This window comes from Actinacidiphila sp. bgisy144 (genome assembly GCF_057708105.1).
In genome coordinates this window covers 54,049-67,597 of the sequence record NZ_JBYIRM010000022.1, presented here as the reverse complement: position 1 = coordinate 67,597, position 13,549 = coordinate 54,049, and the positions used below count along the sequence as shown (strand labels likewise).

The window sequence follows — 13,549 nt, the reverse complement described above, 5'->3', positions numbered from 1 at the left end:
CCCGGCCCGTACGGGCCCCGAGGAGCGGTCAGTCCACGTCGCACATCAAGGCGACGGCCCCGGCGACGTCGAGGCCGTCGCCTTCGGCGTACGCGGCGGCGTAGCCGTCCTCGCCGAGCAGTTCGCGCAGCCGGGCGCGGGTCCGTTCGATGTCCCGCTTCTCCAGCGGCGGGATCGCCACCGGCCGCAGCCGGTCGTGCGCCGCCAGCAGCCGGACCGCCCGGGTCAGCCGGGCCGGCCCGGCGCCGGGCTCGGCCGCACCGAGGAGCAGCAGCAGTTCGGCGACGGCGGGCGTCATCACCATCGCCACCCGGGGGGCGATCACCCGGGCCAGCGGGTGGGCGTTCATCGCGTTGACGCCCGCGGAGAGGATGGCCAGGCCGCCGGCCGGGTCACCGGAGCGGCCGACGAGGTAGCCGCGGACGCCCTCGAGCATCCCGTCGACGAACCCGGGCACCGGGAAGGCGTTCTCCTTGCTCTCCGCGACAGTCCGCTCGACCAGGGCCAGCGCCTCGGGCACCCGGTCCAGCCGGGAGAGCAGGCCCGCCAGCTGCACCCGGCCGTAGAAGGCGGCGCCGAAGCTGGCGTTGCCGAACCGCTCGGCGTCGGCGATGCCCTCGCGCATCACCCGCTCGCCCTCCTCCACCTCGCCCAGGCTCGCCAGCGCCTCGCCGAGCCGGACCAGCACCACCGGCACGTGCTGGTGCGCCCCGACCTTGCGGGCCAGCACGATGCCCTCGCGGCAGCAGCGGGCCGCGCGCTGCCAGTCGCCCATGTTGCCCGCGGCCTCGGCCTCGCCCGACAGGGTCTCCGCGGTGCCCCACTCGTCGCCGATCCGCTCGAACAGCTGCCGGCTCTCGCCGATGTCGGCGAGTGAGAGGTCGAGCCGTTCGCTGATGTCGTTGTTGACCTTCGCCCGCAGTTGCAGAGTGTAGGCCAGCTCCCAGGTCCGGTCGAAGCGCCGGCAGCACGCGATGGTCTCGTTCATCAACTCGTGCACCCGGTCGAAGTTGCCGGAGAAGAACGCCCCGAAGGCGCGGGTGATGCCGGGCTGGCGGGCCGACTGCGGCAGGTGCGGCGGGTAGGTCTCGATGAGGGCGGCGCCGGCCCGGATGATCCGCTCGTTCGACCACCAGTCGTCCTCGCCGTCATGACTGGACAGCTCCATGACGTGGACGTAGCGGCGGGCCTCCAGCAGCTGTTCGCCCTCCAGCGGCGGCGGGTCGTCCAGCAGGCCGCGCTCCAGCGGCACCAGGCTCGGCGGCTCGGCGAACGGGTCGGGGCCGAGCGCGACGACCGCGGCGGGCCAGTGCCTGCGCTCCGAGACGTAGTTGCGCACCTCCCAGAACCAGGCGCAGCCGATCACCAGCAGCAGCGCCTCCTGCTCGTCGCCGCCCGCCACCGCCCGGCCCAGCGCGGCCCGCAGGTTGTCGTGCTCGGTCTCCAGCCGCTCGAACCACAGGAGTTGGCCGCGCTCGCGCAGCTTCGGGTCGGCGGTGCGGACGTACTCGCGGAAGTGCACGATGTGGCGGCGCTCGATCAGGGCGCGCTCGCCGGACGCGTCGAGCCGCTCGGCTGCGTACTCGGAGATGGTCTCCAGCATGCGGTAGCGGGTGCCGTCGCCGTGCTGGTCGGCGAGGACCAGGGACTTGTCGACGAGGGAGGCGAGCAGGGCGGCGGTGTCGGGCGGGGCTATCCACTCGGCGGGTGCCCCGCGGGCGGGGTCACCGGTCACGGGGTCGGCGGTTCCGGGGGCGGGGTCGGCGCAGACCGCCTCGACCGCGTCCAGCGTCCAGCCGCCGCGGAAGACCGCGAGCCGGCGCAGCAGCACCCGCTCGGCCGGCTCCAGCAGGTCCCAGGACCAGTCCACGACGGCGCGCAGCGTCTGCTGCCGCGGCAGGAGCGTACGGCTGCCGCCGGTGAGCAGGCGGAAGCGGTCGTCGAGCCGGTCGGCGAGCTGGCGCGGCGAGAGGCTGCGCAGCCGGGCCGCGGCCAGCTCGATCGCCAGCGGCAGGCCGTCCAGCCGCCGGCAGAGCTCCGCGCACGCCACCGGGTCGTCGTCGACCCGGAAGCCGGGGCGGGCGGCGGCGCCGCGGTCGGCGAGCAGCCGCAGCGCGGTCGGGTCCGGCAGCGGGTCCAGCGGCCGCACCAGCTCGCCCGGCACGCCCAGCGGTTCGCGGCTGGTGGCGAGCACCGACAGGCGCGGGCAGGAGGCGAGCAGCGACGCGGTGAGGGCGGCGGCCGCGTCGATGACGTGCTCGCAGTTGTCCAGGACGAGCAGGAGTTCGCGGCCGGTGCAGTAGTCGACGAGCTGCCGGGTCGCGTCGCGCGCGCCGGCCGCCTCGGCCGCGAGCGCGACCCCGGCGGCGCTGCCGTGGTGCAGCAGCGTCTCGCGCAGCCCGAGCGAGCTGATCACCGCTTCGGGGAGGGTGCGCGGGTCGCTGACCGGGGCCAGTTCGGCGTACCAGACGCCGTCCGGCCAGCGGCCCGCGACCAGGTCCCCGGCCTCCTGCGACAGCCGGGTCTTGCCGGTGCCGCCCGGGCCGGTGATCGTCACCAGCCGGCCCTGCGCCAGGTCGTGCCGCACCGCCGCGAGGTCCCGCTCCCGGCCCACGAAGCTGGTCAGCCGGGCCCGGGCGTTGCCGGGCGCGCTCACGGTGCCGCCGCGCGGTTCCGCCCCGGCGCCGGGCGTACGGTCGTACGTCCACCCGGCGGGTCCGGAGCCGTTCGCGCCGGGCGGCGGCGCGGCGTCCGGGGTGCGCGCGGTGTCCGGGGCGGGCTCGGCGGGCGGGGGCTGGACGTGCGGGGGCTGGAGGAGTTCCGCGTGCAGGCGGCGCAGCTCCTCGCCGGGGTCGGTGCCGAGTTGCTCGGCCAGGTCCCGGCGGACCGCCTCGTAGGCGGTGAGGGCTTCCGCGGTGCGGCCGGCGGCGCGCAGGGCCCGCAGGTGCAGGGCGCGCAGCGGCTCGTCCAGCGGGTGCGCGGCGGCCAGTTCGGCGAGTTCGGGCAGCACCTGCCCGGCCCGGCCGAGGGCGAGGTCGGCGGTGAGGCGGTGCCGGTGGGCGTCCAGCCGCAGGGCCTCGCTGCGGACGGCGGCGGTGCCGCGGTCGGGCAGGTCGGCCAGCGCGGGGCCGCGCCACAGCGCGAGCGCGTCGCCGAGCAGCCCGCCGGCCTTGACCGGGTCGCCGTCGGCCAGGGCCCGGGCGCCTTCCTCGGCGAGCCGCTCGAAGCGGTACAGGTCCACGTCGTCCCGGGCGGCCTGGAGCCGGTAGCCGCCGCCGAGCGAGGCGACCGCGTCGTGGCCCAGCGCCCGCCGCAGCCGTCCGACCAGGGCCTGGAGCGCGCCGACGGCGTCGGCGGGCGGCTCGCCCTGCCACACCTCGTCGATCAGGGCGTCCGCGCCGACCACCCGGCCGGGCCGCAGCGCCAGCGCGGTGAGCAGCGCGCGCAGGCGCCCGCCCGCGAGGGCGACGGGGGCGCCGTCCTCCCGCAGGGCCTGGGTGGGGCCGAGGATCGTGTATCGCACGGCCCCATTCTTACGGAGTCGGCGCGGCCGGTGTCACGAGGTGCGGCGCCCGGTACGGGCCGCTCGGGCCGGTGCCGGCCGTCCCCCGGGTGGCGCACCGGGCGGAACCGGGGCCGGCCGCCGTCCGTTCTGCGGACGAGGCACGTGTCCGAGCCCGCCCGGGATGGCATGATCGGGCGGCACCGCACCCGAACCCCGCCCCGCGAGGAGCCCGTACATGACCGTCACCCCGCTGCGTATGACCAGGAGAGGCGAGAACCGCCGGATCAGCCCGGTGTTCCTCGGCATCACCGCGGTGATGGTGGTCTCCGGCTGGGCGGTGTGGTCGGGCTACGCGTCCGACGCCGGCTTCGCGGTGTTCCTGTTCGTGCTCTCCGGCTGGCTGTTCTCGCTGTGCCTGCACGAGTACGCGCACGCCCGCACCGCCCTGCACAGCGGCGACACCAGCATCGAGGCCAAGGGCTATCTGACGCTGAACCCGCTGAAGTACGCCAACGCGGCGCTGTCGATCCTGCTGCCGCTGATCTTCGTGGTCCTGGGCGGTATCGGCCTGCCGGGCGGCGCGGTGCTCATCGAGCGCAACCGCATCCGCGGCCGGCTGCGGCACAGCCTGATCTCGGCGGCGGGCCCGCTGGTCAACGTGGCCTTCGCGGTGCTGCTGATGCTGCCCTTCACGCTCGGTCTCGCCGACTCCTGGCCGCAGGACTTCCGGGCCGCCCTGGGGTTCCTCGGGCTGCTCCAGGTGACCGCGGCGATCATGAACTTCCTGCCGATCCCGGGCCTCGACGGCTACGGCGTGCTGGAGCCGTGGCTGTCGTACGAGGTGCGCCGGCAGGTGCAGCCGTTCGCGCCGTTCGGGATGCTCGCGGTCTTCGGGGTGCTCTACATCCACTCGGTCAACGTGAAGTTCTTCAACGCGATGTACCACGTCATGACGTGGTTCAAGGTGCCGGACTGGATGCCGTCCTACGGCTACTACCTCTTCCAGTTCTGGCGGCACTGAGCGGCGCGGGACACTGCCGCGCCGCCTCACCCGGCGGTGTGCTGCTGCCCGGCGGCCGCCGCCAGCTTGGCCCTGCGGTAGTAGTACCAGCACATGTTGCTGGTCAGTCCGGCGAGCAGGACCCAGACCACCCCGATCCAGTGGCCGTTGACGAAGGAGACCACCGCGGCCGCCACGGCCAGCAGGCACACGATCAGGGAGTAGAGGGCGAGGCGGGGCATGGCGGTCGGGCTCCTGTGCTGGTCGGGGGGAAGGTGACGGGCGGGGTCGGTCACACGTCGGTGAGGCGCAGGCCGGCGTGGGCCTTGTAGCGGCGGTTGACGGAGATCAGGTTGGCCACCAGGGACTCGACCTGGTGGGCGTTGCGCAGGCGTCCGGCGAAGACGCCGCGCATGCCGGGGATGCGGCCGGCGAGGGCCTGTACGAGGTCGGTGTCCTTGCGGGAGTCGCCGAGCACCATCACGTCGGTGTCGATCGTCTCCACCCGCGGGTCCTGGAGCAGCACCGCGGACAGGTGGTGGAAGGCGGCGGTGACGCGGGAGTCGGGGAGCAGCGCGGCGGCCTGCTGGGCGGCGCTGCCCTCGTCGGGGGTGAGCGCGTAGGCGCCCTGCTTGTCGAAGCCGAGCGGGTTGACGCAGTCGACGACGAGCTTGCCGGTGAGCGGCTCGCGCAGCGCTTCGAGGGTCTTGGCGTGCCCCTCCCAGGGGACGGCCACGATCACGATGTCGCTGCGGCGGGCGCACTCGGCGTTGTCCGCGCCCTGCACACCGGTGGCGCCGAACTCGCCCGCGGCCAGTTCGTCCGCGGCGGCCTGGGCGCGGGCGGCGTCGCGCGAGCCGATCACCACGGACTGCCCGGCCCGCGCCAGGCGGTAGGCCAGGCCCCGGCCCTGGTCGCCGGTGCCGCCCAGCACCCCCACGGTCAGGTCGGACACGTCGGGCAGCGCCCAGGGGTCCTTGGCGGCGGGCTTCTTCACGTCGTCAGCGGTCATGGCCCCTATCTTCCCACCGGCTGCCCTCCCGCCCGCTTCCGGGCGGCTACGCGGGCAGCGCGTCGTCGGCGGTCGCGTCGTCGGGGACGTCGGCCGGGCTGTCGGCGGGGGCGTCGGCGGGGGTGGCCGGTTCCACCGGGGGCGCGTTCCGCGAGTCGTACGCCATCAGGGCGGGCAGGAACAGCGCCAGCAGGCCCACGGAGGCGACGCAGGCCAGCCCGCCGGACCAGACCGAGATCCGCGCGGTGCCGAGCGCGGCGACACCGCCGGAGCGGACCTGGCCGAGCTGCGGCCCGGTGGAGTACGACAGCAGCTCGATCCCGGCCAGCCGCCCGCGCAGGGAGTCGGGGATGGTCTCGTTCCACATGGTGGAGCGGCCGATGCCGCTGACCATGTCGCAGGCGCCGGCCGCCCCGAGGAAGACCAGCACCACCCAGATGTGCCCGGTCCAGCCCGCGCAGGCCATCGCCAGCCCCCAGCCGGCGGCCGCATAGACCACCATCCGGCCGTGCCGCCGCACCCGCGTGGCCCAGCCGCTGGTGAGGCTGACCAGCAGCGAGCCGACCGACCCGGCGGCGTACATCAGGCCGAGCGACCAGCGGGCGTGCAGGTCGTCGGCGAGGAAGGGGAAGATCGCGGCCGGGTAGGCGAAGAACATCGCGGCCATGTCGATCAGGTAGGTGCCCAGCAGTTCCTTGCGGCTCCAGGCGTAGCGGGCGCCCTCGGCGATGCCGCGCAGCGACGGCGGGCGGGCGTCGTGGGCGGCGGGCGAGCGGCGCAGGAACACGCTGAGGGCGACGGAGACGGCGAAGGTGGCCGCGTCGACGCCGTAGGACCAGCCCAGGCCCGCGTAGGCGATGACCAGGCCCGCGGCGGAGGGGCCGGCGATCGCGCCGATCTGCCAGCGCAGCGCGTTCAGCGAGGCGGCCGCGGCCAGTTGGTCGCGGGGCACGATGCGCGGCACGATCGCGTCCAGCGCGGGCCGTTGCAGGCCGGCGAGCGCGCTGGACAGGGCGGCGCCGGCGTACAGCGGCCACACCGCGGGGTGCGGGGCGAGCGCGTTGGCCAGCAGGCCGACCACCAGCAGGCCCTGCGCGGCCTCGGCGGCGACGATCAGCGTCTTGCGGTCGACGGCGTCGGCGAGCGCGCCGCCGTAGAGCCCGAAGACGATCAGCGGCACGAGCTCGACCGCGCCCACCGCGCCCACCGCGACCGCCGAGCCGGTGATGTCCTTGATCTGGACCGGCAGCGCGACCATCGTCAGGAAGCTGCCGAAGTTCGTCACCACCCCCGCGGTCCACATCAGCCGGAAGTCGCGGGAACTGCGCCAGGGCGCGAGGTCGGGCAGGAGACGCTTCAGCTTCACCCGGGTGAATCTGCCGGGCGCAGGGGGGCGCGGGCAACGTGTTTTCCGGCACGTCCGCCGCCCGCGGTGCAGGTCAGGCGGGTGGACAGCGCCTGGCCGGCGGTGCCTTGGGCCCGGGGGCTCAGTCCTGGGCGTCCCAGTCGTCGTTGCGCTCCGCGACGCGCTCCATCGCGTGCTCGGCCTCCGCCTTGGTCGGGTAGGGCCCGAAGCGGTTCTTCGCCGGGCAGTCCGGCCCCTCCTCGACCCGCTGGTGCTTCAGGCAGTAGAACCACTCGCCCGGCTTGCCCGCGGGCTTGTCCGCCTTGTGGAACACCATGACGCTCTCCCTCGCTCGCGGCCGCCACCGGCCGTGTCCCGACGCCGCCCGGCGCACCTGCCGCGCGGCCCGGACCTCCTCATCGTGCCCGATCTCCCGTGGATACACTCGTCGGCATGTCTGGTCAGTCGCCGCTCGTGCCCGGCACTCTGTCCCCCTCCCGCCAGGTCCCGGGGTCGATCCCGCGGCCCGAGTACGTCGGCCGGCCGGGCCCCGCCGCGTACACCGGCTCCGAGGTGCAGGACGAGGAGACCGTCGAACGGATGCGGGTCGCCTCGCGGATCGCGGCGCGGGCGATGGCCGAGGCCGCGAAGGCGGTGGCGCCGGGGGTGACGACGGACGAGCTGGACCGGATCGCCCACACCTACATGGTCGACCACCGGGCCTACCCCTCCGACCTGGGCTACCGCGGCTTCCCCAAGTCGATCTGCACCTCCGTCAACGAGGTGATCTGCCACGGCATTCCGGACTCGACGGTGCTGCGGGACGGCGACATCGTCAACCTCGACGTCACCGCGTTCATCCACGGCGTGCACGGCGACTGCAACGCGACGTATCTCGTGGGCGACGTGGCCGAGGAGTCGCGGCTGCTGGTGGAGCGCACCGAGGAGGCGCTGAACCGGGCGATCAAGGCGGTCCGGCCGGGCCGCCGACTCAATGTGATCGGGCGGGTCATCGAGTCGTACGCCAAGCGCTTCGGCTACGGCGTGGTGCGGGACTTCACCGGGCACGGCATCCACACCGCCTTCCACTCGGGCCTGATCGTGCCGCACTACGACGACCCGCGGGCGACCACGGTGCTGCGGCCCGGGATGACCTTCACCATCGAGCCGATGCTCACGCTGGGCACCCACGAGTACGACATGTGGGCGGACGGCTGGACGGTCGTCACCAAGGACCGCAGGCGCACGGCCCAGTTCGAGCACACGCTGGTCGTGACGGCCGACGGCGCCGAGGTCCTCACGCTCCCCTGACGGGCGGCGCCCGGTAGGGTTTGCGGCGATCCCCATCGGGTACGAAGGAGAGCCGACGCGCCATGATCCGCCGCAGGTTGTGCCTCGGGGCCGCCGCCATCGCGCTGACCGTGCCACTGGCCGGCTGCGTGACCGTGCACGGCGAGCGCGCACTTGTTCCGTCGCTCCGGCCCGCCGAGGCGGCCAAGGTGCTGGCGGACTTCGCCGCGCAGAACAACAAGGCGACCAGGGCCTACGACGAGCAGGCGATCACCGCCGCCGAGGCGGGGCCGCTGGGTGCGATCGACCAGGCCGGGGTACGCGCGAAGCACGCCAACAACCCGGGTGGGAACACGAGTTACTCGCCGCTGAAGTTCTCCGACGCGAAGTTCCTCATCCCCGAGCAGCGCGGCTGGCCGAAGTTCTTCGTCGCGGAGGCGAAGACGAACCGCAACGGGGACGCGCGCTGGCTGCTGGTGTTCCGCCACGGCGGGGCGGGGCAGCCGTGGAAGGCGGACTTCCTCGGGGTGGCCACGGCGGACGAACTGCCGGACTTCGCCGTCGACAAGGACGGGCACGCCGAGGCGGTGCCGCTGGCGGGTACCGATCTGGCGGTGCAGCCGGGGCAGTTGAGCGCGCAGTACGCGAACTACCTCGACAGCGGTGCCGGTGCGTCCGGGGGTTCCGGTGCTTCCGGCGGGTCCGGTTCCGGTTCCGGGAAGAACGGGGCCGCCGCGGCCGGGGTGTTCGCGGACGGGCCGGCCACCTCCGGGCTCAAGGACAGCCGCGCGAAGTCCGCGCACACCGCCAGCACCGTGACGCAGTACGCCGACCAGGCCGATGTCGCGGGCGACTTCGCGCCGGTCGCGCTGCGCACCACCGACGGCGGCGCCGTCGTCTTCTTCGGCTCCCGCCACCAGTCGCGGGCGACCTTCCGCGCCGACCACCCGCTCACCCTCGACGACGACACCAAGGCGCTCACCTCCGGCACCCCGAAGACGTCGATCACCCTCTACCGGGTGGCGCAGAGCATGGTGCGGGTGCCGCCGAAGAAGGCGGGCGCGAAGGTCACGTTCGTGAGCTACCTGACGGGCCTGGTCTCGGCGAAGGGCGAGTAACCGGGCCGGGAGCCGAACCATCGGCCGGGCCGCCGGCGGGCGGTGCGGGTCGGCGCCTGGCGGGCGTGCCGGTGTCAGCGGCCCCAGGCGACCGGCGCGGGCTCGAACTCGTAGCCGAACTGGGCGCAGGCGTCGGTGAGGATGGCGAGTACCGGCAGCGGGTCGGGCAGCGGCAGGTCCGGGCCGTGGCCGTCGAGCCACTGGACGCTGTGGCCGGAGGGCAGCCGCGCGGGCGGCAGCAGGACGTAACTGCCGCGGCAGTGCCAGCGGATGCCGGGGTGCTCGTCGGCGGTCTCGGGGTGGCTGTCCAGCGCGCAGGGCCACCACTCGTCCTCGTCGGCGGGGGTGCCGCGGGTGGCGGTGAAGAACAGCAGCCGCTCCTCGCCGTGGGCCGCGACCGGCCCGAGCGTCGCCGCGTCGGCCGTCAGCCGCTCCAGGGCGAGCCGGCCGGCGTCCGCGGGCACGTCGAGCACGTCGTGGCCGATGCCGGTCGCAGTGACGAAGTTCGCCAGCGGGTGGGTGCGCAGCCAGTCCTCGACGCGCTGGGGATCGGTGGACGCCTGGGTCTGCCAGGCGAGCGAGACCGGGTGCAGGCCGGGGATCGGACAGCCGATCCGCTCGCAGGAACAGCCGTAGTTCTCCGGGTGGGCCGCCGGGACCAGCCGGAAGCCGGCCGCGGCCGCGGCCCGGGTCAGCTCGTCGCGCCGCGGGTCGGGGCCGGCGGGGCCGGAGCGGGAGCCGCGCGCGGCGCGCGGTGTCCGGGCGGGGCGGACCGGGCGGGTGGGGCGCTCGGCGGGCGAGGCGGACGAGGCGGACGAGCCGCTGTCCGCGCCGCGGCGCAACCAGTCGGACAACCTGTTCCTGCCTGCCATCGAGCTCCTTCCCTCGCCCCTGGGCCACCGCGATACCCGACACGGTACGCCGACGGTGGAGGCAATCCTGCCTCCTACCTGGATTGAACAGCCACTCGGGGTGGAAGTCTTCCCGTGCAACCTTTACCGACGAGATGTCGGCAAGACCTTGACCGATCGAGCGCGGCACGTCTTACTTAGGTATACCTAACTCGTTGACTTCCGGGAGACCGCCTTGCCGCCGCTGCCTGTCGCCACGCCCTTCTCGACCGTCATCCGCACCGCGAGCCAGGACCTGCACACCGAGGTCAACAACACCTCGTTCATGAGCGACATGCTCGGCGGGCGGCTCGGCGTCGAGGCGTACGCCCGCTACACCGAGCAGCTGTGGTTCGTCTACCGCGCGCTGGAGGACGGCGCGGCCGCGCTCGCCGGCGACCCCGTGGCCGGGCCCTTCCTCTTCCCCGAGCTCTCCCGGGTGCCCTCCCTGGAGCGGGACCTCGCACACCTGCGCGGGCCCGGCTGGCAGCAACGGGCCACCGCCGTGCCCGCCACCGCCGCGTACGCCGCCCGCATCGCCGAGGTCGCGGAGACCTGGCCGGCCGGCTACGTCGCCCACCACTACACCCGCTACCTCGGGGACCTCTCCGGCGGGCAGGTCGTGCGCGACACCGCGCAGAAGACGTGGGGGTTCGACCACAAGGGGGACGGCGTCCGCTTCTACGTCTTTGACGGCATCCCCAACCCCGCCGCCTTCAAGCGGTCCTACCGTGCCCTGCTCGACGCGCTCCCCCTCGACGCCCCCGAACAGGCCCGCGTCATCGCCGAGTCCCGCCGCGCCTTCACCTTCAACGGCGCCCTCCTCGCCGACCTCGCCACCGCCTGACGTCTTTTGGCGGCGCCGTGTTCCCCCGGGGTGCGCTGATCCCCCCGGGGGCCCGGGCGGGGGGCGGTCAGATGAGGAGGAGGTGGCCGTGGGCGTTCATCAGGTCGCGGACCTCCGGCAGGTCGTCGTACGCGCGGAGTCTGGTGAGGACGACGCGGACGCGTTCGGAGGTGCGCGTGCTGGTGAGGTCGCCGGACACGTCGATGGTGCGGTGCGCCTCTTCCACCGCGCGCTCGGGCTCGTTCGCATCGGCGAGGGCCACGGCCAGCCACGAACGGTAGAGCGCCACCTCGCGGGTGTGCGTGGCGTCGTACCGGCCGAGCACGTCTTCGAGCAGGGGGACCGCCCGGAGCGGCCGGCGCAGTTCGGTGTAGGCGCGGGCGTCCATCACCTCCAGTTCCGCCTGGGTGACCCAGTAGGCCCAGGCGGGTGCGTCGTCGGTGTCCGCTGATCCGAGTGCGTCGTGGGCGGCACCGAGTGCCTGGATGGCGGACCGCGCTTCCCCGGCCTTCGCGTGGGCCCACGCGACCCGGTCGAGGAACAGGGCTCGGGTCTTCGGCGGCGCGTCCGGTCCGGCTTCGTCCACCGCCGCGTGGGCGAGGTCGATCCCCTCGCGTTCCCGGCCGGTGTTGGAGTGCTGGTAGGCGAGGGACCCGGCGAGGTTGGCGACCAGCGGCCGGTCACCGGCCTGGCGTGCGGCGGAGATACCGAGCGTGTAGGCCCGTTCGGCGTCCGAGTGGCGTCCGGCGTCCGACGCGATCCAGCCCGCGATCTGGGCCAGCTCCCCGATCTGCACGAGCAGTGCGCGACCGGTGCGTTCGCTGAACGCCGCCTCTCGGTGCAGGCGCACCCCGGCATGGAGTGCGCGGAAAGCCGGTTCGATCAGGTCGCCGCCGGAAAGCACGTCGTCGGCCAGGCGCAGGGCATGTACGCGGGCGGCCAGGTCGGCCACGGTCTCGGCGCCGATCCGTCGGCCTTGTGGGGCACTCAGGGGGGCCATGAGGTCACCGTCGGGAAGCAGCTCCGCCAAGGTGGCGGACGGGCCGGGCAGAACTCCACCGGGAGCGTTGCGGGCATACGCGGCGGCCCGCTCCATCTCGGATGCGGGAACTCCCAGCGCCTGGGCCAGAAACGGCAGCCAGGTATCCGGAATGCGTTCGCCACGCTCCCAACGTGACACTTCATTACGGGTGATCGACTGCGTGCCCGACAGATCCGACAGCCGCAGCGCAAGAGTTCGCTGGGACTTGTCGGCCCGTCGCCGAAGCTGTGCCACGTACGCGCCGAACCGGCGCCGTCGTTCGATTTCGCTCGCCATCTGGCCCCCTTCCTCCCCAGTCTGGCCCCTCTCTGGCCCCCTGTCTGGTTCCTCACCCGCACGTGCCGAACGGCTTCGATGGACGGTGAGACCCCGGCGGCCGTGCAACCGGCCCCGGGGCGTGGCCGATCCGACACCGTTCCGAGGAGCAGCAGATCGACATGCAGGAAACTACTGGGTTTGCGGGCCTGGACACGGACCCGGCGCATCGCCTGTCGCCAGCGGCATTGCTGGAGGACCTCTCGTAGCTCGGTCGCAGCAGAACCCGAACCCTTCGGACCACATCGGAGAAAAGGAAGAGACGCCCGCATGGAGAACGACGACGACAGCACGATCGGCGACGCCAACGGAAGCGGCAACGGGAATGCGAGGAGCAAGAACGTCCGGGCGGTGGACCGGTTTTCGGCACGGGCGCTGTACGCCAACCGGCTCGCGTACGAACGGGAACGCTCCGGGATGAGCCTGGTGCAACTCGGCGAGAAATGCCGGTACGAGCAGTCGTACCTGCACCGGCTGGAGACCGGCGGCCGTTTGGGTACCGTACAAGCCGCCCGCGCGCTGGACGCGGTGTACGGAACCGGGGACCTGCTGGAGCGGCTCTGGTGGCTGGCGAAACGCGAGACCAAGGACCGACTCGTCCTCGGCCTCGCCCCGTTCGAGGCGAACGCCGCCGGCATCCAGGAATACGCGAACAGCACCGTCCCGGACCTGCTCCAGACCCGCGCCTACGCGCGCGAACAACTGCACCTCGCGCAACTGAGCGACGAACAGGCCGAGGAGCAGGTCACGGCACGGATGGACCGGCACGCGCGGCTGACCGGACCCGAGCCGGTGCACTACCGGGCCCTGATCGACGAAGCGGTACTGCGCCGCAAGGCCCGCGACCCCAAGACGTGGACCGCCCAACTGGAGCACCTCATCGAGGCAGCACAGTGGCCAGGCGTCGCCCTGCACGTACTGCCCTACGGCACCGGACCCCACCACCTGCGCAGCGCCCTGGAACTGGTCTACCTGCGCAACGGCGCCACCATCGCCTACACCCAGGGCAGTTGGAGCGGCCACCTCACCGACGACCCCGAAGAAGTCGAACCGCTGCGCATCGCCTTCGACTCCCTGCGCGACACCGCACTGCCCCCCGCCGCCTCCCTGACCTTCCTACGAGCCCTGCTGGACGAACACACGCAGCACGGGACGCCGGAGGAGGGTGCCGCGTCGTGAGCCCGG

Annotated in this window: 12 protein-coding genes; 5 read left to right on the top strand and 7 right to left on the bottom strand. The window is 73.6% G+C overall.

Annotation, left to right across the window (positions count from 1 at the left end; genetic code table 11):
• Positions 1 to 28: 28 nt before the first annotated feature.
• Complete coding sequence (locus AC3EVP_RS24145; RefSeq protein ID WP_435132916.1) at positions 29 to 3,523, bottom strand: AfsR/SARP family transcriptional regulator; 3,495 nt, start codon at positions 3,521 to 3,523, stop codon at positions 29 to 31.
• A 217-nt stretch (positions 3,524 to 3,740) separates the two neighbouring features.
• Between AC3EVP_RS24145 and AC3EVP_RS24140 the strand changes: the two genes are divergently transcribed.
• Positions 3,741 to 4,526, top strand: a complete 786-nt coding sequence (locus AC3EVP_RS24140) for a site-2 protease family protein (protein WP_335982642.1) — start codon at positions 3,741 to 3,743, stop codon at positions 4,524 to 4,526.
• A gap of 26 nt (positions 4,527 to 4,552) precedes the next feature.
• Here AC3EVP_RS24140 and AC3EVP_RS24135 read toward each other — a convergent pair whose 3' ends face one another.
• From AC3EVP_RS24135 to AC3EVP_RS24120, 4 genes are all read right to left on the bottom strand, one after another.
• The gene (locus AC3EVP_RS24135; RefSeq protein WP_335982639.1) at positions 4,553 to 4,747 is read right to left on the bottom strand and encodes a hypothetical protein; all 195 of its coding nucleotides are present in this window, start codon (positions 4,745 to 4,747) and stop codon (positions 4,553 to 4,555) included.
• 50 nt (positions 4,748 to 4,797) lie between these two features.
• Positions 4,798 to 5,517 (bottom strand): NADPH-dependent F420 reductase, encoded by a 720-nt coding sequence (npdG, locus tag AC3EVP_RS24130; RefSeq protein WP_435132914.1) that lies wholly within the window; start codon positions 5,515 to 5,517, stop codon positions 4,798 to 4,800.
• Between the two features lie 46 nt (positions 5,518 to 5,563).
• Positions 5,564 to 6,877, bottom strand: a complete 1,314-nt coding sequence (locus AC3EVP_RS24125; RefSeq protein ID WP_435133048.1) for an MFS transporter — start codon at positions 6,875 to 6,877, stop codon at positions 5,564 to 5,566.
• 127 nt (positions 6,878 to 7,004) lie between these two features.
• On the bottom strand, positions 7,005 to 7,199 hold the full coding sequence (locus AC3EVP_RS24120) for a hypothetical protein (RefSeq protein WP_335982630.1): 195 nt from the start codon (positions 7,197 to 7,199) through the stop codon (positions 7,005 to 7,007).
• Between the two features lie 116 nt (positions 7,200 to 7,315).
• On the opposite strand from AC3EVP_RS24120, the gene map reads away from it, so the two are divergent.
• Positions 7,316 to 8,173 (top strand): type I methionyl aminopeptidase, encoded by an 858-nt coding sequence (gene map, locus AC3EVP_RS24115; protein WP_335982628.1) that lies wholly within the window; start codon positions 7,316 to 7,318, stop codon positions 8,171 to 8,173.
• Positions 8,174 to 8,235: 62 nt separating this feature from the next.
• Positions 8,236 to 9,270, top strand: coding sequence for an SCO2278 family lipoprotein (locus AC3EVP_RS24110; protein WP_435132909.1), 1,035 nt, complete (start codon positions 8,236 to 8,238; stop codon positions 9,268 to 9,270).
• Positions 9,271 to 9,344: 74 nt separating this feature from the next.
• Here AC3EVP_RS24110 and AC3EVP_RS24105 read toward each other — a convergent pair whose 3' ends face one another.
• Positions 9,345 to 10,142 carry a bifunctional DNA primase/polymerase gene (locus AC3EVP_RS24105; RefSeq protein ID WP_435132906.1) on the bottom strand — a complete coding sequence of 266 codons (798 nt, stop codon included), beginning with the start codon at positions 10,140 to 10,142 and terminating at the stop codon, positions 9,345 to 9,347.
• A gap of 214 nt (positions 10,143 to 10,356) precedes the next feature.
• Between AC3EVP_RS24105 and AC3EVP_RS24100 the strand changes: the two genes are divergently transcribed.
• Positions 10,357 to 11,007, top strand: a complete 651-nt coding sequence (locus AC3EVP_RS24100) for a biliverdin-producing heme oxygenase (RefSeq protein WP_435132903.1) — start codon at positions 10,357 to 10,359, stop codon at positions 11,005 to 11,007.
• Between the two features lie 67 nt (positions 11,008 to 11,074).
• Here AC3EVP_RS24100 and AC3EVP_RS24095 read toward each other — a convergent pair whose 3' ends face one another.
• Positions 11,075 to 12,325: a helix-turn-helix domain-containing protein gene (locus tag AC3EVP_RS24095; RefSeq protein ID WP_488179825.1), complete on the bottom strand. Its 1,251-nt coding sequence runs from the start codon at positions 12,323 to 12,325 to the stop codon at positions 11,075 to 11,077.
• A 309-nt stretch (positions 12,326 to 12,634) separates the two neighbouring features.
• Here AC3EVP_RS24095 and AC3EVP_RS24090 point away from each other — a divergent pair, with 309 nt between their 5' ends.
• Positions 12,635 to 13,543: a helix-turn-helix domain-containing protein gene (locus AC3EVP_RS24090; protein ID WP_435132900.1), complete on the top strand. Its 909-nt coding sequence runs from the start codon at positions 12,635 to 12,637 to the stop codon at positions 13,541 to 13,543.
• Positions 13,544 to 13,549 lie beyond the last annotated feature (6 nt).